The sequence below is a fragment of the Clostridium polyendosporum genome, from assembly GCF_018332455.1.
Lineage (GTDB): Bacteria > Bacillota > Clostridia > Clostridiales > Clostridiaceae > Clostridium_AY > Clostridium_AY polyendosporum.
On the sequence record NZ_BOPZ01000022.1, the window covers coordinates 1 to 20,247 of the forward strand.

Sequence of the window (20,247 nt, forward strand, 5' to 3'; positions counted from 1 at the left end):
CGCCGCCAGCGTTCGTCCTGAGCCAGGATCAAACTCTCAATTTAAAAGTTTAATCTCTTGCTCTCAAAAGAATTGCTGTACTTAATTTCCTCTGTTTAATTTTCAAAGACCAAGTTGTTTTTGCGTGTCATCAACTGACCGCTTGATTATCTTATCAGCTTTTCGTTTCTCTGTCAACAACTTTTTTTATAATTTTTAAAGTTCAATTGACATCTGTAGAGAAACTACTTTTTAGTTTGTCGCACTAAGTCGACAAGTGATATCTTATCACATTTAAAGTTGTTGTCAACATTTTTATTGATAAACAACTTTTGTTTCTTCTTTGCTACTCATCGAAGCAGCGAATGTAATCTTACCACCTTTAAAACCATTATACTATTACAACATCCCTATCCATGTAATATTACATGGAATATACTCCATTATCCTTTTAAATACTTAAAGTTAACTATATAGATACACTAGACTTAGTTTATGTTGTTATAATAACAGTAACTACTAATTAACATTGATATTCCCACAGATAAATCAGTAAAAGTCTTAGGTGTTAGTCAGTGATTCATCTCTTATAACCGTAGTTCCTCTAAGGGGTATACCCGTACCCATTCTAAGACAGTACATTTAGTATACTAAACTGATAAGCTACTGTTGAAACTTTGTATTCTAAATCTGCCCCCATAACAGTATTTGATCTATTTTCTATACTTATTCATATTTAAGTAATCCATTTTGACTTTTATTAGTTACTCTTAAAGTATCTAATTTATTTGCTAATAATTCTTTGTATTCTAGTATCCAATAGAACCTTGTTATATTAAGTATTAATATTTTCTTTAACCAAACCTAAATAAAATATACAAAGTTGTCTACTCCATTCTTATATTGGTTAACTAAATCTTCTAAAGTAACAGAGTCAAAATACTCATTGATATTTTTATTTATTACATTCCATAAGTTTTCATTTATACATTTCTCCAAATTATCTATATTGTTTGTACTATTAACATCTACTAAAACTAAATCACCCTCTAATGCCCTTAGTATTTCTCCGATAGTTGTTCTATTTATAGGCTTAGATAATGAGTAGCCTCCTTGAGCTCCTTTCTTACCTATTACTAAACCGCTTTTTCTTAATCTTGAAAAAATTTGTTCTAAATATCCCTCTGAAATATTTTGCCTTTCAGAAATACTTCTCAATGTAACTACTTCAGAATTATGATACATTGCAAGATCAACAAGTGATTTTAATCCATATCTACCTTTAGTTGAAACTTTCATACAATCACCTTTCCTATTCATTTCATATCTTTAACATTTTTATATTTATGGGCACATATAGAATCAATAATTAAAACAAAAAAGTATATTAACTTTTTTATTCTAATGTATACTATTCCAATATGTTTTATATGATTGTATTTTCTCATAATGTTTCATTTGTGTCAATATATTACTGTTGTTAATCTTTCTATATTATTTCTATTAATATAACCTTCTAACAACAGATTAAATTTACTTCCCATATTGATATCTGATATTTGAACTTAATAATACTTTTTAATAAAAATGGAGATGCATATATACTTTTTTTGCATCATAGCACTTAATTTACTATAAAAGTTTTCTCATATATCACACTAAATGATTTTATAAAATTTAAAAGCTGAGTTTCTTTTACAAGAAACTCAGCTTTTAATAACTTGATCACATAAAATTTACCATTTTGCTTATATTTAAAAATTTCTGCAGAGATTATAGATAAACATTATTAATCTTGAAATAAAGCTGTTGATAAATATCTTTCCCCTGTGTCAGGAAGAAGAACTACTATATTCTTTCCTTTATTTTCAGGTCTTTTTGCAAGCTGAGTAGCTGCAAAAACTGCTGCTCCTGAAGATATACCAACTAATAATCCTTCTGTCTTAGATAACTTTCTTGAAACTTCAAAGGCATCTTCATTTCTAACTTTAAAAATCTCATCAATTATAGATGTATTTAGTACATTAGGTATAAAACCTGCTCCTATCCCCTGGATTTTGTGAGGACCTGGCTTTCCACCTGAAATTACTGGTGAGTCACTTGGCTCTATAGCAACAATTTTTATATTAGGATTCTTTTTCTTTAATGCTTCACCAACACCTGTAACTGTACCACCAGTGCCTACACCTGCAACAAAAATATCTACCTTTCCATCAGTATCTCTCCAAATTTCTTCTGCTGTAGTTTTTCTATGAATTTCTGGATTGGCGGAATTTTCAAATTGTTGAGGGATTATAGAATTGGGATTTTGTGCTGCTAATTCTTGTGCCTTTTTTATAGCCCCCTTCATACCTTCAGAACCTGGAGTTAGAACAAGTTGTGCATTAAGAGCTTTTAGTAGATTTCTTCTTTCTATACTCATAGTATCAGGCATTGTTAATATAAGTTTATATCCTTTTGCTGCTGCTACAAAAGCTAAAGCAATACCTGTATTCCCACTAGTTGGTTCTATTATAACTGTATCTTTGTTAATTAATCCTTTTTCTTCAGCATCTTTAATCATAGCGTAACCTATTCTGTCTTTAACACTTCCTGCTGGATTAAAATATTCCAATTTTCCAATTAACTTAGCTGTTAATCCATTAACCTCATTGTAATTTGAGAGTTCAAGCAGAGGAGTATTACCAATTAAATCAACTAAACTCTTTGCTATCTTTGCCATATTTCTCCCCACCTTTAATTTATTATTCCAATATGATTCCCATGATTAAATTCTTACATAATTTATTTCTAACGTCAATACATTTTTAACATCCTATTAACAACCTATATGTTTAATAGGTTACATATATAATTTATTGCGAATTTATTATGAAAAAATCGTAATTCTTATAAAATTAATTCTTTACTGATATATCAGAACCAAACCATTTTTCTGATATCTTCTTTAATGTTCCATCATCTCTCATATCCTTTAGTGTTTTATTTACTTTTTCTACCTTGCTTTTATTTTCATCATTTTGTAAGAAAGGAAATGCATTTTCCATTGTTTCTATCGGAGTTCCAGCTAATTGGAGATCATAATTTGATCTCTTAATGGTATCTATTATTGCAAGTTTATCTTCAACTAAAGCATCAGCTCTTCCAAGGTTAACTTCTGAAAATATTGCATTATAGTCACTGTATTGCTTAATATTTATTGAACCACCGTCTTTATTGAATTTTTCGATACTTTTATAAAAATTCATACCTGACTCTACAGCTACTGACTTACCATTTAAATCCTTCAAACTTTTAATTGAGTTGTTACCCTTTTTTACAGCCAACTGTACTCCAGAATAAACATAAGGATCTGAGAAGAAATACTTTTTCTTTCTTTCATCCGTAATAGTTACTTGATGTGCAACTGTATCTATTTTTCCTGAATCAAGCATACCAATTAACCCGTTCCAATTAGCAATTACATACTTGACCTTCCAGTTGTTTCTTTTTGCAATCTCATTCCATATATCAATCTCTAATCCTTTAACTTTTTCTTCACTTTCCCCTTGATCAATATAAGCAAAAGGTCTGTAATCTGTAGAAGTTCCTACCTTAATTTCAACTTGATTATTCTTGGATTGTGGTGCTGCTTCTTTCGCGCAACCTGAAAACACTCCTACTGTAAATAAAGATAATAATGATAGAATAACTACTCTCTTTTTCATTTAGCTTCCCCCTATAAAACTTGATATATTCCTAAACAACTTATATTACTGCTTTTGAAAACAAACTTCTATTATTAAACTTACTCAAAAATTGGTTAACCCTTTCATTAGTTGATTTTTCAAATATCTCTTCAGGTGTTCCACACTCAACTACTTTACCACCGTCCATAAAAACTACTTTATTAGCAATCTCTTTTGCAAAACTCATTTCATGAGTAACAATAATCATCGTTAAATTCTTACTTGCTAGATTTTTAATAACATCTAAAACTTCCCCCACCCACTCAGGGTCTAGAGCTGAGGTTGGTTCATCAAACAAAATGACTTCTGGTTTTAGGGCCATAGCTCTTGCAATCCCAACTCGCTGCTGTTGCCCTCCAGAAAGCTGTGATGGATAGTTGTTAACTTTATCTATTAATCCTACTTGTACTAGTAGTTTCTCACTAATTCTTTTTGCTTCATTCTTTGGGATTCTTTTTACTACTAACAAAGCCTCCATAACATTTTCTAAAACGGTTTTATTCTTAAACAAATTATAGTTTTGAAATACCATCGAAGTATTTTTTCTAAGTTCATGAATTTGTTTTTTTGTAGCGCTCTCTGAATCAATAGTTATATCACCTATCGTAATAATCCCCTTATCAGCGCTTTCTAAGTAATTTAAACACCTTAAAAATGTTGATTTTCCCGTACCGGAAGGTCCTATTACTACAACTATTTCTCCATTATTAATCTCTAAATCTATGCCCTTTAGAACTGCTTGATTATTATAACTCTTGTGAAGATTTTCAACTTTTATCATATAACCACCACCTAATAAGCCTTTGATAATTTCTTCTCAATAATTCTTTGAAGAAAATTAAATATCTCAACTATTATCCAATATATAATTGCTAGAGAAAGATAACTTTCCATAACTTTAAAACTTGAAGCAGCACTCATTTGAGCTCTTGCTAGAATCTCTGTTAAACCTAACACAAAGGCTAATGATGAGCTTTTCAGTAAGTCAACAAATATATTTCCTATCCCTGGAATAGCTACCCTAATAGCCTGAGGATAAATTATTCTCCTAAAAGCTTGAATATAGGTCATTCCAACAGATAATGAAGCTTCAAGCTGTCCTTTATCTATAGAAGTTATAGCTCCTCTTATAACTTCTGCCATATACGCAGATCCACAAAGACTCAACCCTACTATCATTGCTGTTAATGGTGAAATATCCTTTAGTGGTTTTATAATTTGAGGTAATCCATAGTAGAAAATAAATAATTGAACTAGAAGTGGCGTACTTCTAAAAAAAGAAATAAAGATATTAACTATTTGTGATAATCCTTTTATGTTAAATATCCTTATTAAAGCTAAAACTGACGCCAACACAAAACCTATTAAAGTCGAAGTTACTGCCATTGCAATTGTGTAATTAATATATTTTAATAAATCTGGAAAAGCACTGATAAAATATTTTACGTCAAAATTCATTATTTTGCCCCCCGAAATTAAACATAGTAATCATATATGTTTCATCTGATAATATAAATATACATCGTTTTGGTATAAGTGTCAATAATTTCTCACTATAAAACACAACATAAAACTAATAAATTTTATCGAGAAAACTTTTTAATACTATTTAAGAAATCTTTTGAATTTCTCTACTAATTCCATTTGTGTTCATTTATTTTATAAGATAAAAAAACATGCCTCTAAGTGAGACATGCCTTCTAGGATATTTGTCCTGTAAACGGCATACAGAAGTTTTAGCCAGATTTCATTTTGTGAAGTTATATAGATAAAAATTTATCCTTTTTCAACCAAAACAACTATATCTCTTAAAACTACTTTTAGGTAATTACAGTGAACCAGCAAATTTGCTTACAAAGTCCTCCATGAGATTTAATCCTCCACGATATCCAGAATAGTTACGATCCATAATTAAACGATCGTATACTGGGAAACCAACTCTTAATTGAATTGCTCCAAACTCTTCCCCTGCAATGTGCTTTTCTAATGAGCTTGCAAACAATAAAAGGAAATTTCTGCCCTTTAAGTTAGGCCTTGAGCCTATTAAATTTAAGCTAGATTTCACTTTATAAAATAGCAGAAAATAATAATTCAAAATGCTTATTCAATATATTTTAAAAGAGGTATTTTTTCTATAGATACCCCTTTTGTATATTTTATCATCTAGATAGTTCGCTAGATTGGTTAACATTTTTAATTTCATATCTTCTCATAGTGGAACTTCCTATTACTCTTAAAAGTTTATCTGTAAGAAAGCCCATTAACCCTAATGAAATTAGACCTAAAAATATCCAGTCAGTTCTAAAATATAACCTTGAAGTCCAAATCAAATAACCAATTCCTTCTTTTGCTGCAAGCATCTCTGCACTTACAATAGCCATAAAAGAATTACCCATAGCAAGCCTTACACCTGTAAAAATATAAGGAACTGCCGCCGGAATTATGACACTAAATAATATTTGAACTTCTGTTGCTCCTAAGCATCTAGCAGCTCTAATCTTCTCTTGTTCAACATGGGCAACGCCAGTTGCTGTATTTAACATAACAATAAATATAGTTGAATACATAATTAAAATTATCTTTGCTTCTTCACCAATACCAAACCATAGTACAAATAAAGTTAAGAACGCAATTGCGGGTATGAATCTAAAAAAATTCAAAAATGGTTCTATAAATTCCTTTACTGCCTTTATCCTTCCAATCAATAAACCGATAGGTATACCAATAATACTTCCAAAAGCCCAACCAACAAGCACCCTTCCAAAACTAATAATAATAAATTTAAATAAACTTCCGTCTTCAATTAATTCTTTTGCTCCTAATAAAATAACTATAGGGCCAGGTAAAAAATCTGGATTTGAAAAAGATGCTGCAAGCTGCCATATTATAATTATAAATAACCAGGATATTATCCCTAGCTTTAGTAACTTTCTAATAAAATTCATATATGCCCCCCTCCAATTCTAATAACTTTTTCTTTTAAACCTAGATGAGTCTCTTCTTCCAAATCAGCTAAAAGATTTTCGTACTGCTCGTTGAATTCACTACTAGTTATATTCCTTGGATAAGGAAAGTTAACATTATATATTTTTTCAATGCTGGCAGATGGGGATTTAGACATAATCCCTATTCGCTGTCCTAATATAAGTGCTTCTTGAATATCATGAGTAACAAAAATAATGTTTTTCTTAGTTTCGGACCAAATTCTTATAAGCTCTCTTTGCATAATTCGCCTTGTCTGAGCATCCAAAGCTCCAAAAGGTTCATCCATTAATAAAATTTCCGGATTATTTGCTAGTACTCTTGCTAATTGAACCCTCTGTTTCATTCCTCCTGAAAGCTCATAGGGAAATTTTTTTTCATGTCCAGCTAAACCTACTAAGTTTATATACTTATTTGAAATAGCACTTCTTTCCTCTTTATTTACTTTATTCATCCTCAAACCGAACTCTACATTCTCCTTCACGTTAAGCCATGGAAAAAGTGAATCATCAGGATGTTGAAAAACCATTGCTCTTTCTCTACCTGGTTTATTAACATCTTTATTATTTATTAATAATTTACCACTTGTTTTTTGAATAAAACCTGCAATTATATTTAGTAGTGTTGATTTGCCACAACCACTTGGCCCTAAAAGAATAAAAAATTCGCCGCCTTTTAAATTAAGATTAATATTTTCGATTATATAATTTGACTTACTCTTAATTGATTGATTATAACTTTTACTTAGATTTTCAATTATAATTGAATTTGGGATTATCGAACTAATTTTTGACATTTAAACTCTACCTCCCAATTATTTTAAAATTCATTTTTTAAGAAGTTTTACCTCCAATTTAATAATATAAATTTAAAACAACTAATTTAGGTTCCTAATTTATTTCAGATTATCAGGATTATACCCAAGCTTTTCTGGAAGAGCTTGCTTTAATGGTTCAATCACTATTTTTTCTTTTAAATTAAAACCACCTTTAATCAGGTTATTCTTAACTGCATAATCATAAACATCTCTTAATTGTTCAACATCTTCATTTGTTAAACGAATCTCATTAGTAATATCTTTTAAGTCTCTGGCAACACCGTCTTTAGGCAATTTTAATGTCTTAAATGCGATTTCGCCAGCTGCTTCAGGATTTTCATTTATCCATTTAGATGCTTCATTAAGAGCTAGTAATATTCTTTTAGCTGCTTCTGGTTTTTCCTTTAATAATTTATCCTTAGCCACTAAAAAACCTCTTGGAGCAAAAGGTATATCTGCCTGAGAACCTATTACTCTAGCTCCCTGAACTTTTAAAGCTTTATCAAGAAAAGTACCACTGAAAAATGCTGCTTTAATATCTCCTCTTTCAAAGGCAGCTATAAGTTCAGCATTAGAACTTAAACCTTCTTTACTTATCTCATTTGGCTTAATATTAAATTTGTCTAAATATTTTGCTACTACATACTCATTTACTGTTGCCTTTTGAACTCCAATCTTTTTGCCTTTTAGCTCTTCAACAGAACTTATTCCATCACGAGCCAATAATTTACTTTTTTCTGCTTTACCTGTTTGAATAAAACTTAAAATTTTTAAATCTCCACTGCTGAATCTAGAAAGTGCTGCAAAATCCATAGCTTCTCCTACATCAACTTGGTCCGTAAGTGCTGCATTTAAAGTATCAATACCATAAGAGTAAACAGATATTTCTGGTTTAATACCATACTTTTCAAAATAACCTTTTTCTTTTGCAACTTGAAACTGAATAGAAAATGTACCAGAATCTGCTCCAAACCTAACAGGAATGAGAGTTTGTTCTTTGTTGGTTGATGTTTTTGTGTCTATATTAGCTTTATTTTCTTTTTTTACACCACAACCAGTAAGTAAAACCGTTAAACTCATAGTAACTAAGGTCATTAATAACCTTTTATTTTTCATATTCTCCATCCCCTTTGTATCTTAAATAATTTTAAACTATAGATTTTAGCCATTACGTCCTACTACCAAATGTACCTCCTACTACTACATGGTTAAGTTATACTTATCCATCTAGTTAGCAGAATCTATTAATGAATTTTGTTGAACTCCTATAAAATAAACAAGTTCATAATTGAACTTAGAATTTCAGAAAAAGCATTAAAATACTATGCTATTTTCTGAAATTCATTAATATTTACATTATCTATTATTAAATACCCTTAAATTACACTACATATATATATATAAGTTATACCACTATACGTTCACTTAGACTTTTATTATTTACCTGTTTAAATACAGGCAATAATTCATCATTTATTTTATATAGATCGTGGCATAAAGAAGTTGGAGCTGCTGAACAATCATATAATTGATCATAAGTAAATCCTGCCTTCTTATATATGGAGTATATCTTATTTGACAAATCCAAATGCCACTGTGGTTCTGGGCTACGATGACCTTCTAAAGCAGATCCTGGATTAGGACACCATGCTCCTGCAGAGCATATTACTCCTTTAGATGCGAGATACTCTATTCCTTCTAATGTAGATTTTTTAGGCTCAATACCTGCAACTATATTTGATCTTACTCGTCCGTGCCCAAATACCTTCACTGCATACTCTAAAGCATTAACCCAATGCTCCCAACCACCGCACTGCTGTTCCTTACCAGGGCAAATAGTTTTAAAAATGTTTCTATCCCAAACTTCAATATTCATTGCAATAGTTCTATACCCTGCTTCTTTGTATTTATCAATAACTTCTAAATCCGCAGGAGCACCTATAACACCTGTTCCATTAAAATCATCTAAGCCTGTATGCTCTTTAATAGCTTCTGCCACATCAATATAATAGTCTACTTCCCTTCTTTCTGGGATAAAACCACCACTAATGGTTATATGGCGAGCACCATTTTTATACGCAGCAGCAGCAGTTTCACCAATTTGTTTCGGGTACTTCCAAAATATACCCTGCTTTTCACCATAGGTATCTTTTGTAGCATTAATATTGCAATACAAACAATCTAACCCTTTATCCTTTAAAGAGCATTCATTGCTATATGCTACAAAAATTGTACCTTCTCTGTTATATGTTGCTACATGTGACATCTCCATACCATCAGATGTTTTTAAATCATAATATCTAGGACGGGTTAAAAATTCAATAGGAAATACTTCATGACCTTTATGAGTGAGATAATATTTGTTACCATCATAATTTACTGAATATTTTGAACTTTTATCCCATCTAAAAGGTATTTTTAAGCCATTAGGTGAAGTAAATCCTACAGGAAAGTCTATTCCAGCATGTGGATGACGATCATACTCAAATAGAGTATGTATTTGTTCCTGATACTTACCACCTAAATCAAGATTAGCAAAAATCTTAGGATTAATATCAATTCCCTCAACAGTCACTTCATTTTTAATCTCTAATTCCTTATAAAGCTGCTTTTTAATATTACTCATTTTTAAATTCTCCTTATTTAATAGATTATTGTGTTCTTATTTGCTGCCATTTCACAAAGTGAAATCTGGCTAAAAATGAATAGGTTCGATATCTAATTACTTTTATTCTTTCTTTGACAACATATAGTGATATGTTAATCTTTCTTTTTTATTAAATCGCCTCCACTAAAATTGATTATAAAAATAAAGGAGACTACGTTCCTATCACTAAAACAGAAATCATAGTCTCCAGTATATCTGGTCAACCAAAAACATATAAAGTTATTTGAATTTTACTATTGCGGTATATTATTTTTTTATAATTGCTAGTATGCAATAACAGTTTTGGGATCATTAAAAAATTATTTTCTACCTTAACCTTAATTTTTCATTTCTCTCTATTTGAACAACTACTCCATCTTGTACTACCAGAGTAACAGATCCATATTTAACAAATTTAAGCACTTCTAAGAGTTTCTTTAAGTTTTCTTCAGAAATAGTACTGTTATTATATAAAATATTTTTCTCCCCCATACACATACCTCCATATAACTACAAAAGTCATATTATAATAGATACCTTTTGTAAGAATGAACTCGTGCAACGATACATTGAATAAGCAAAAAGATAACTCTTTTTCATTGATAACCCCTCCTTTATTATTATTTTTTATAGTCTAATATGTAAGTCCTCATTTTTTATGTAATTTGTGAATTTGTAAGTCAGAAATATTTCTCATATTTACCCATTTATAACACTTGAAAGATGTGAAAAAAACTAACTCTTTTACACTTTAGATTAGTTAATCTAACTGATAAAGTTTATGAATCAACTGCACACATGTAAATCAAAAGTTATGTTCTTGGAATAAAATTTAATAGGTATCGAGCCTATTAAATTTGAGCTAGATTTCACTTTATGAAATGCCAGTAAATAAAAAAAATTCTGCCTCTCAAAATACAGAGGCAGAATTTATATTCCGCGGTTCCACTCTGCTTATCATAACATTTATAAAAATGTATGACATCTAGCCTAAAAAGTACAATAATACTTCGACGCTATAACAGGCGTACCTGCTGGAGTCTACTACAAATTCGATCCAGTGCTTAGGGATGCACTTCTATTAAGTTCCATTTAAAGTTCTTTTCAGCCATGAGAACTTCTCTCTGAAAACTTTCCTTAATATACTTCTTCCCCTCATTGCATTTAATAACAATATTAATTAAACACACTATTCATATATGTTTAATATAATTATAAACAATACTTACTTACATGTCAATACTTTATTGTAATATATAATTACATTTTCCATAATTATACTAAGAGGTCAACAAAACATATGTTATTATTTTAATGATTGTTCATAATAACTCTTATCTATCCATTTATCAACATTTACATCATTTTTTATTAAGTTGTTTTCCTTAAGGAATTTAGTTACATCTGTTAATTGCTTACCTAGTTTAGATGAAGGTTCTACTGTATATACAAATTCATTTTTAGGATATAAAAAGTCGTATGCTTCCTTTGAAGTTCCATTTTTTGTCCATATTTTTTTTGCTTCTTCAGAATTTTCATCTACAAATTTCTTACTTTTGTTAAGACCTTTTATAATTGCAACTATTATTTCAGGATTTTCTTTTGCAAATTCTGTCCTTGCTACTGTAGCACTTGATCCTTTCCATTCTGGATTTTTATCGCATCCTAATATTATCTTTCCATTCTTAGCTAAAACAATCCTTGCCTCAGTTGTATTAGGAGCAACAATTGCATCAACTTTCTTTGCAATAATTGCTGATTCAGCTTCTGGAGCAGTCATATTAAAAAATTGTATATCATTTATATTTAAGCCGTTTGCCTTTAGCCCTTCCACAAGAGTTCTATGCATATATGAACCCTTCATTGTACCAACCCTTTTGCCTTTTAATTCTTTCACTGACTTAATACTTGAATCTACTGGTACAATAAATGCTGCATCATTAGCAAGATTTCCTCCTGCTACTAAAGTAGTATCAATACCAGAACTCTTTGCAACAATTGCAGGCACATCTCCTAAGGAGCCTAAATCGATACTTTTGCTAGCAAGAGCTTCATTAATAGCTGGACCAGCTCCTACAAATGGAACAAGCTCAAGTTTTCCCCCAATTTTCTTCAATTCCTCATCTATGTATCCTTTTTCTGCAGCTATACCAAAAAGATCACTAGGAAAGCTTTTTCCACCATCTACATAACCAATTTTTACACTTTTTGTTGCAGGCTTTTTATCTGTGTTAATTGCTACTCCATTATTAGTTTTTGTAGCTCCACAACCAGTTGTAAATAAAACTGTACTAAGAATAACCCCTAATAGATATGTGACTTTTTTCATAACAATCCCCCTCTTCCATTCTAAATTAGCACTAAATTTTGAAAATAATAATATAAACATTAATTATTAAAATCCATTGTTAAAGATAAACAACTCCAATCTTTAAACAATTTATGTTAAATAAAATTTAATAGGCATCGAGCCTATTAAATTTGAGCAAATAGCCTCGACATACAATGCTTTTTCTAGGATATACAAGTTCAATCCTTAACGAATTTTAGGAAATAGTCTCGGTATCCAATACTTTTCCTAAAATTCTTAGGTTAATATGAACTTGTATAGCATCAATTATAAGTTTAGTTATGAAGTTGTGTATCTATACTTTTACAGTTGCAAACTCCTATTTTAATTTAATCTATGCAGTTTTCTCCTTGAGAATTGGCAATAAACCATCTTCAATCCTATAAAGATCATGAATTAAAAAATGAGGAAATGGTGCTATATCAAAATACTGATCAAAAGTAAAACCAGCCTTTCTAAAAATAGCAAAGGATTTCTTAGCCATATCAAGATGCCATTCTGGCTCTGGAGTACGATGGCCTTCTAGTATGGATCCTGGATTAGGATTCCAAGCTCCTGTTAGACTAATTATACCCTTTGATGCAAGATATTCTACCCCTTCAAGTGTTGACTTTTTAGGCTCAATACCCGCAACAAAACCACATCTCACTCGACCATAGCCAAATACTTTTACTGCATATTCTAATGCCTTTACCCAATGATCCCAACCACCGCATTGTTCTGCTTTACCAGGACAAATAGTTTTAAAGAAATTTTTATCCCACACTTCTATGTTCATAGCTATAGTTCTATATCCAGCTTCCTTGTATTTATCAATCACACCAAGGTCAAGAGGAGCACCAATTACAGCAGTTCCATTAAAATCCTCCAAACCAGTATGTTCTTTAATTGCCTCTGCAACATCTATATAGTAGTCTACTTCCCGTCTTTCCGGTATGAAGCCACCAGTTATTGTCACATGCTTCGCACCCTCTTTATAGGCAGCTGCTACAGTTTCACCAATTTGTTTTGGATATTTCCAATGTATATTTTGTTTTTCTCCATATGTATCTTTTGTAGAATTAGCATTGCAAAATAAGCAATCTAGCCCTTTATCCTTTAAAGCGCATTCATTACTATATGCTATAGAAATAGCACCATCTGGGCTGTACGTGGCAACACGTGACATTTCTGTACCATCAGAGGTTTTTAGTGAATAATATTTTGGTCGTTGATCAAACTCAATTGGAAACAATTCATGTCCTTTATGAGTTAAATAATACTGTCCATTTTTATATTCAATGGAGTAATCAGATCTTCTGTCCCAGTTGAAACTGTATCTTAAACCATTTGGTGAAGTATACCCGCAAGGAAAATCTATTCCTGCATGGGTTTCATGATCATGTTCAAATAAAGAATGGATTTGTTCTTGATATTTTCCACCTAGATCAAGGTGCTTAAAAATTGCCGGATTAGCATTTACCCCCAAAATACTAATTTTATTTTTTAGTTCAAGTTCTTTATAAAGTTGTTTTTTAATATCACTCATTCTTAGTTCCTCCCTTTAATCTAAAATAAAATTTAATAGGCATAGAGTTTATTAAAGCTACACTATTTCAATCCTTAAACAATTTGAGCAAATTTTACTTTGTGAAATTGCAGTAAATAAGAGAAGGCCAAGCAATTCTATATATAGAATAAACTCAGCCTCCAGTATTTCTGGTCAACTTAAGATTAATTGTTTTATAAAATTCCTAACTTAATCTCTTATAATACATAATCTAATAAAATTTCTTCTTCTTTAAAAAACTCAGTAAATATTTTTTTTCTTATATATCCAAAGTCACTATTGTTCCTGTCTCTAGGACGAGGAAGTTCTACAGGCACTATGTTTTTAATCGTTCCAGGTCTTGAGGACATTACAACCACTCGATCTCCAAGAAATATTGCCTCATCTATATCATGAGTAACAAGAATCATCGTAGTTCTTTCTTTTTCCCATATTCTTAATATTTCTTTCTGCATTTGTATTCTTGTTAAAGCATCTAAAGCACCAAATGGTTCATCTAGAAGTAAAACCTTAGGCCTATTTACTAATGACCTTGCAATAGCTGCTCGCTGTGCCATACCTCCTGATAATTGATGTGGATACGCTTTTTCAAAACCTTCCAATCCAACAAGATCAATATGTTCAGCAACAACCTTCTTTTTTTCTGATTTACTAATATTATATAAACCAAAGGCTACATTATCTTTGATAGTAAGCCATGGTAGAAGCCTATGTTCCTGAAATACCATTCCTCTATCAGTTCCAGGCTCTTTGATTTCTTTTCCACCAAGGGTAACCACGCCTGCATTAAAGTCTACTAATCCTGCTATAATCTTTAATAAAGTGCTTTTACCGCAGCCACTGTGTCCTACTATGCTTATAAATTCACCTTCTTTTATTTCTAGATTTATATTCTGAAGAACATTAACAGCCTCATTGTTAACAGTAAAACTTTTACTCAAATTCTCAATAACAAGATTATTTTTACCTTCAGTTACTGCCATATCATTACCTCTCTCACTTTCTCTTATTGTTATCATCATAATATTCTTAATAATATAATCTAATAATTAATTACTAAATCTAAATTATGTTGCTTGCCATTTAGAAAAATACCTTGATACCTTTCTAAGAATAAAATCCATGATAGAACCTATAATGCCAATTACTATCATATCTGCAATCATAACATCTGACTGCATTAGACTTCTTGCATCATTTATTCTATATCCAATACCTGAACTTGAAGCAATTAGTTCTGCTGCTACAACCATAGCCCAAGCTATACCAAGACCCAATCTAAGACCTACAAATATTGAAGGTAAAGCAGAAGGGAAGTATATTTTTCTAAATAAATCAAACTTGTTGATATTATATAATCGTGCAACTTCAATGTATCCCTTGGGAGTATTCCTAATACCATCTATTGTATTTAATAGGATTGGGAAGAATGCAGCCTTAGATATTATTATAATTTTAGAAGTTTCTCCTATACCAAACCATAGTATTATTAGTGGAATCCAGGCCATTGGTGGTATTTGTCTTATTCCATTAAAAACACCTGAAAAGATTTTATTAGCTCTTAATGAAATACCCATTAACACTCCGAATGATAATCCTAAAATTACTGCAAAGGTATAGCCTCTAACCACTCTAGTTAAACTTATAGCCACATCTTGTATCATCTCTCCATTTTGTATCTGCACAACAAAGGCTTTAAGGACAATCTCCAAGGAAGGGAGTATGGCAGGAGGAGCTATGTTTAGCTTCGTAACTGTCTCCCATAATATCAAAATTAAAATAGGGATCAATGTATAACTTAAAATCCTATCTAGTAACTTTACCTTAGACTTTTTTGATTTTGTTTTTCTCTCTAAGGGTTTTGAAACAGTAGTATTCTGTAATTCATAAGTTTGTGTATTCATTCAAACCACTCCTTATTATTGTTAGTGCCAAACATGAACTAAAAATCCCCCAAGTATTAGTTTTTTAAATTTCATTTGTATTAGATTTTGCTTATCACTTTTTAAACAAAAAGGCCTCCAACGAAATAATAATTTCGTTAGAAGCCTCTAGTTATCTAGTCAGCTTTGCTTTTATTAGTAAACATATATATTTACTAAGTTTTGTCTTAGAGTAAATATATCACTTTATTATATAGATGTCAATTATTTTTCATGGACACATTTTAACATATTTTGCTAACTAAGGTTTTGAACTTTATTTTCCTCATTTATTGCAGGTATATTTAATATAATAGATATACCACATAGAATAAATAAAGGAATAAAACTTAGGAATATAGCTTGTATGCCGAAAATCTCACCAATAAAACCTCCTAAAGTAGGGCCAAGGGTTGCGCCTAGACCTGTACAAGCAGCAAACAAGGCAGATATCTTACCTTTTTCACCTTTAATCTCGCCTATCCCAGAATAAGTAATAAGATTTGTCATTCCAAGTCCAAACCCAATAATAGCTGTTCCTATTCCCAAAAACATCATATTATTTGTTAATACTACAAATAACACTCCCAAAATAACTAAAGCAAAACTACCTAAATACAACTTGTATATTTTATACTTGTATAAAAGCCTTCCTGCTATAAATACTGTAAAAATAAAAGCTCCACCTTCTAATATTATTAACCATGAAGCATAATAAGATTGAAGCTGATAGTTCTTTACTACTAAAATTACAATAAAAGTTACAAAGCATGAAAATGCTGCTGTGGATAAACTCTCTACTAATATTGATTGCTTTATAGTTTTATTTTTAAAAATCAACTTAAAATCTACTATCTGTTCTTTAAAAATATTGACTATATTTGTAGGTCTTACAGTATTATCTTTTTTATTAAGTGAAAGTAATAGAATAATTGGTATAAGGGTAACTATACTTATATAAACAAAAATACTTTTATAATTAACAAACTGAACTATATATCCACCTATAAGAGGACCTAAAAAAGTCAGACCAATAGACATAGAGCCCTTATACCATCCAGCCTTATCCTTTCCTATTAATTTTAAGTTTTTAAAAAAAGCTGCATTTAGAGAGGTAAACCTTAAAGAATTACCAAATCCCTGAAAAAGCATAATAATCATTATAAGTGCTGGCACTGCAGCAAATGGTAGAAGAAAAATGGTTATAGAAAAAATAATTCCACCTATTACATATAACTTTCTCGAACCATAATGGTCAATTAAAAACCCAGAAGGGAAAACTAATAACATTAATCCAAGTCCAGAAATTCCTTTTATTAAACCAACCTGAGCAGTATTAGCATTTATACTTAATGCATAAAGTGGCACTATCATTTGAAGTATTCCCCCAGCGGTCCCAGACAGAATGTTAAGCATTATAAATCCTAGTATTATCTTATTATTGCTATTAAAGTTTCTATACATTACGAATCCTCCAAATAGATTAATTAAGAAGTTATGTATTTTTAACTAATTATAAAAAAAATATGGACTTATCCTATAAACTACCATTTATATTAAAGTCCATATTTTTGAGATATAAAATCATCTAAAAACTGATTTTCAACAATAGGAAATTAACTAAACCTTAACCCCTATATCTAAATAAGTCCATCTTCAATTTTCCATATATCATGAGATAGACCTGTATCGTTATTACTTGCATCATGAGCCTGATCATAGGTTATTCCTGCCTTCTTTTGTAAGCGCACTACTTTTTCAGCAAGATCCAAATGCCAAGATGGTTCTGGAGTACGGTGACCTTCAAGGGCTGAACCTGGATTAGCGCACCATTGACTTGGAAGGCATATAACTCCTATACTTGAAAAGTATTCTACACCCTTCAAGGTTTTTTCTTTTGGTTCGATTCCTCCAACAATATTAGATCTAACTCTTCCATGTCCAAAAACTCCTGCTGCATATTCTATAGACTTTAACCAATGATCCCATCCACCACTATTTCTAGCCTTACCAGGACAAATAGTTTGATAAAAGTTCTTATCCCACAATTCTATATTAAGACCTATAGTTCTATAACCTGCTTCCTTCAACCTATCAATATTACTTAAATCTAATGGTGCAGCTATTACAGCAGTCCCATTGAAATCCTTAAGCCCAGTCCTTTTTTGAATTTCCTCAGCTACGTCAAGATAATATTCTATTTCTCTTCTCTCTGGTATAATCCCACCTGTTACAGTTACGTGATCTGCTATACCTTCTTCGTAAGCCGCTGCAACTGTTTCACCTATCTGTATAGGAGTCTTCCAAAATATAACCTCTTTTTCTGCATAAGTATCCTTTGTTGCATTAACATTGCAAAATAAGCAATCTTCTCCCTTATCTTTATATGAGCATTCGTTACTGTAAAAAGCAGATATATTGCTATCATTAACAAAGGTTGCTATATTGTGCATAGGCTGACCATCGGATGTTTTTAAACTATAGTATTTAGGACGTTTTTGAAAATCTACTTCAAATAGTTTATTTCCCTTTTTCACGAGTATAAACTTTCCATTCTCTAATGCTATAGTATAATTTGAGCTTTTATCCCATTTAAATGGGGAAACTAAACCGTTAGGAAGTCTAAAGCTAGCAGGAAGCTCAATGCCTACATGAGTCTCCTTATCCATCTCAAAACCACTGTGAACCTGTTCTTGAATTTCTCCCCCTACATCTAAAGCATGTAATGCTTCTTTTTCAATATTAACTCCATCAATGGATAAGTCTGCCTTAATTTTTAATTCCTCATACAATTTACTTTTTGATATTAAACTTTTTCTTTCCTCTACTAAATCACCTATAGCCATGACAATCCCCCAATTATTTTTTATTTTTTCATAATAACCTTAATCAATAAAATTACCTATAATAAGGTCCTTTTTTATTAAGCCAAAATTTTATCCTTCAACTCCAGCCTAATATGATTTTCAAATGTTATTATCACACTACTGAAGTCCTCAACTAGAGAAATAGCACCTCTAAAACCTGCATAACCCTTATTTAAAATAACATTTTCTACTATAGGAAACGAGATTACTTGCAATGGAACTTTTAACTCTTCTGAAATTTCCTTTTCCAAGGAACTACCTAAAACCAACTCAATTTTACTCTTTCTAACGATATCCTTAATCTCCCCACCATCCTCAGTAAAATAAACTTCCACATTAAAGCTATCTATTAAATTAGCTATCTGCTTAGTTAAGTAATCTTTATAGGAATCCTCTACTTTATCTGTAATGATAAGAACTTTTGGTATTAATCCAAAGGAATTAGTTAAAAATCTACTTATACCTATCACATTACTTGTTTCACCAACTATTGCAAATTCTTTCTGAAAATTATACTCAACATAGAAGTCTAAAATCTTTTCTACATAATGATCTAATTTCTTTTTTTCTTCTTTAATAAAGTTATTTACTATCACACTATCTAAATTGAGTTTTTCAGCTACTTTAGTTAGAAATAACCCAGTATCCTCAGCTCCAACAGGAAGTGCATCAAATTCTAAGTAAGGGGTTTCATAATGTTCTTCTAAGTGTTTCCCGATATTAACACCCCATGGTGAAAAAACTATGTTTAATTCTGCATTGGTTACTTCCTTCCACGCTTCAATACCTTCTCCATAGCCAACAAGAGTATTAACTTTTAGTCCTACTGCCTCTAAAATTCTCTTTAATTCCTCTAAATTACCTTTCCAAAAGACATCTTGCTTAGGTATGATTCCAAATATATTAACTAAACCTTTAGACTTTTTTGTTGGTGCCTGGTTACCCTTTGCAAGTTCATCAACTAATCCTTTTATAAAAGTTACATAACCATAATGAATTTGTCCTTTAAAACCTGGAGTACTTAAATTAATTATTGGAAATCCTTGTTCCCTGCCCTCTTTTGTCATCGCAGGTATATCGTCACCAACTAATTCTGTTGTACAACCAGACAATACAACATATAAATCTCCTTTAATAATCTTAACAGTATTTTTTATCTGTTCTCTAAGCCTTGATGTTCCTCCAAAAATAACTTGTCTTTCAATAACATTTGTTGATGCTACAGCAAAACCTCCAGCATTTCCAGAACCATTGCAACCACTTACTCTACTTCCACCTAAAAACTGCTGTAATCCGCAGCCAGCATTAGAATGTATTATTGGTACAAAACCTTCTATTTCTTGTATCGTTTGAAGAGCACCATGTAGCGCACACCCATTTCTTGAAGTTTCAATTGGCTTCGTCAT

Annotated in this window: 18 protein-coding genes and 1 other annotated feature; all 18 genes read right to left on the reverse strand. The window is 31.0% G+C overall.

Annotated features, from left to right (window positions below):
* Positions 1 to 843: 843 nt before the first annotated feature.
* Positions 844 to 1,278 (reverse strand): RrF2 family transcriptional regulator, encoded by a 435-nt coding sequence (locus tag CPJCM30710_RS12170; RefSeq protein WP_212904444.1) that lies wholly within the window; start codon positions 1,276 to 1,278, stop codon positions 844 to 846.
* A gap of 490 nt (positions 1,279 to 1,768) precedes the next feature.
* The gene (gene cysK, locus CPJCM30710_RS12175; RefSeq protein ID WP_212904445.1) at positions 1,769 to 2,701 is read right to left on the reverse strand and encodes a cysteine synthase A; all 933 of its coding nucleotides are present in this window, start codon (positions 2,699 to 2,701) and stop codon (positions 1,769 to 1,771) included.
* A gap of 175 nt (positions 2,702 to 2,876) precedes the next feature.
* Positions 2,877 to 3,686, reverse strand: a complete 810-nt coding sequence (locus tag CPJCM30710_RS12180; RefSeq protein WP_212904446.1) for an amino acid ABC transporter substrate-binding protein — start codon at positions 3,684 to 3,686, stop codon at positions 2,877 to 2,879.
* Positions 3,687 to 3,726: 40 nt separating this feature from the next.
* Positions 3,727 to 4,488, reverse strand: coding sequence for an amino acid ABC transporter ATP-binding protein (locus tag CPJCM30710_RS12185; protein WP_212904447.1), 762 nt, complete (start codon positions 4,486 to 4,488; stop codon positions 3,727 to 3,729).
* A gap of 11 nt (positions 4,489 to 4,499) precedes the next feature.
* Positions 4,500 to 5,165 (reverse strand): amino acid ABC transporter permease, encoded by a 666-nt coding sequence (locus tag CPJCM30710_RS12190; protein WP_212904448.1) that lies wholly within the window; start codon positions 5,163 to 5,165, stop codon positions 4,500 to 4,502.
* Between the two features lie 370 nt (positions 5,166 to 5,535).
* Positions 5,536 to 5,709 (reverse strand): hypothetical protein, encoded by a 174-nt coding sequence (locus tag CPJCM30710_RS12195; RefSeq protein ID WP_212904449.1) that lies wholly within the window; start codon positions 5,707 to 5,709, stop codon positions 5,536 to 5,538.
* Positions 5,710 to 5,866: 157 nt separating this feature from the next.
* A complete protein-coding gene (locus tag CPJCM30710_RS12200) occupies positions 5,867 to 6,652 on the reverse strand; it encodes an ABC transporter permease (RefSeq protein WP_212904450.1) in 786 nt (261 codons plus the stop codon).
* Entirely contained in the window at positions 6,649 to 7,485 is an 837-nt protein-coding gene (locus tag CPJCM30710_RS12205) for an ABC transporter ATP-binding protein (RefSeq protein WP_212904451.1), read from the reverse strand. The genes CPJCM30710_RS12200 and CPJCM30710_RS12205 overlap by 4 nt, the downstream gene beginning before the upstream one ends.
* 99 nt (positions 7,486 to 7,584) lie before the next feature.
* Positions 7,585 to 8,622 (reverse strand): ABC transporter substrate-binding protein, encoded by a 1,038-nt coding sequence (locus CPJCM30710_RS12210; protein WP_212904452.1) that lies wholly within the window; start codon positions 8,620 to 8,622, stop codon positions 7,585 to 7,587.
* A 289-nt stretch (positions 8,623 to 8,911) separates the two neighbouring features.
* Positions 8,912 to 10,132 (reverse strand): radical SAM protein, encoded by a 1,221-nt coding sequence (locus CPJCM30710_RS12215; RefSeq protein WP_212904453.1) that lies wholly within the window; start codon positions 10,130 to 10,132, stop codon positions 8,912 to 8,914.
* Between the two features lie 348 nt (positions 10,133 to 10,480).
* Positions 10,481 to 10,645: a YezD family protein gene (locus CPJCM30710_RS12220; protein ID WP_212904454.1), complete on the reverse strand. Its 165-nt coding sequence runs from the start codon at positions 10,643 to 10,645 to the stop codon at positions 10,481 to 10,483.
* 424 nt (positions 10,646 to 11,069) lie between these two features.
* Positions 11,070 to 11,321 (reverse strand) — a binding site (T-box leader).
* A gap of 138 nt (positions 11,322 to 11,459) precedes the next feature.
* On the reverse strand, positions 11,460 to 12,482 hold the full coding sequence (locus CPJCM30710_RS12225; protein ID WP_212904455.1) for an aliphatic sulfonate ABC transporter substrate-binding protein: 1,023 nt from the start codon (positions 12,480 to 12,482) through the stop codon (positions 11,460 to 11,462).
* Positions 12,483 to 12,837: 355 nt separating this feature from the next.
* A complete protein-coding gene (locus CPJCM30710_RS12230) occupies positions 12,838 to 14,031 on the reverse strand; it encodes a radical SAM protein (protein ID WP_212904456.1) in 1,194 nt (397 codons plus the stop codon).
* Positions 14,032 to 14,249: 218 nt separating this feature from the next.
* Positions 14,250 to 15,035: an ABC transporter ATP-binding protein gene (locus CPJCM30710_RS12235; RefSeq protein ID WP_212904457.1), complete on the reverse strand. Its 786-nt coding sequence runs from the start codon at positions 15,033 to 15,035 to the stop codon at positions 14,250 to 14,252.
* A gap of 84 nt (positions 15,036 to 15,119) precedes the next feature.
* Complete coding sequence (locus CPJCM30710_RS12240; protein ID WP_212904458.1) at positions 15,120 to 15,956, reverse strand: ABC transporter permease; 837 nt, start codon at positions 15,954 to 15,956, stop codon at positions 15,120 to 15,122.
* A gap of 276 nt (positions 15,957 to 16,232) precedes the next feature.
* Positions 16,233 to 17,438, reverse strand: coding sequence for an MFS transporter (locus CPJCM30710_RS12245; protein ID WP_212904459.1), 1,206 nt, complete (start codon positions 17,436 to 17,438; stop codon positions 16,233 to 16,235).
* Between the two features lie 176 nt (positions 17,439 to 17,614).
* Positions 17,615 to 18,820 (reverse strand): radical SAM protein, encoded by a 1,206-nt coding sequence (locus tag CPJCM30710_RS12250; RefSeq protein WP_212904460.1) that lies wholly within the window; start codon positions 18,818 to 18,820, stop codon positions 17,615 to 17,617.
* Between the two features lie 77 nt (positions 18,821 to 18,897).
* Complete coding sequence (locus CPJCM30710_RS12255) at positions 18,898 to 20,247, reverse strand: nitrogenase component 1 (RefSeq protein ID WP_212904461.1); 1,350 nt, start codon at positions 20,245 to 20,247, stop codon at positions 18,898 to 18,900.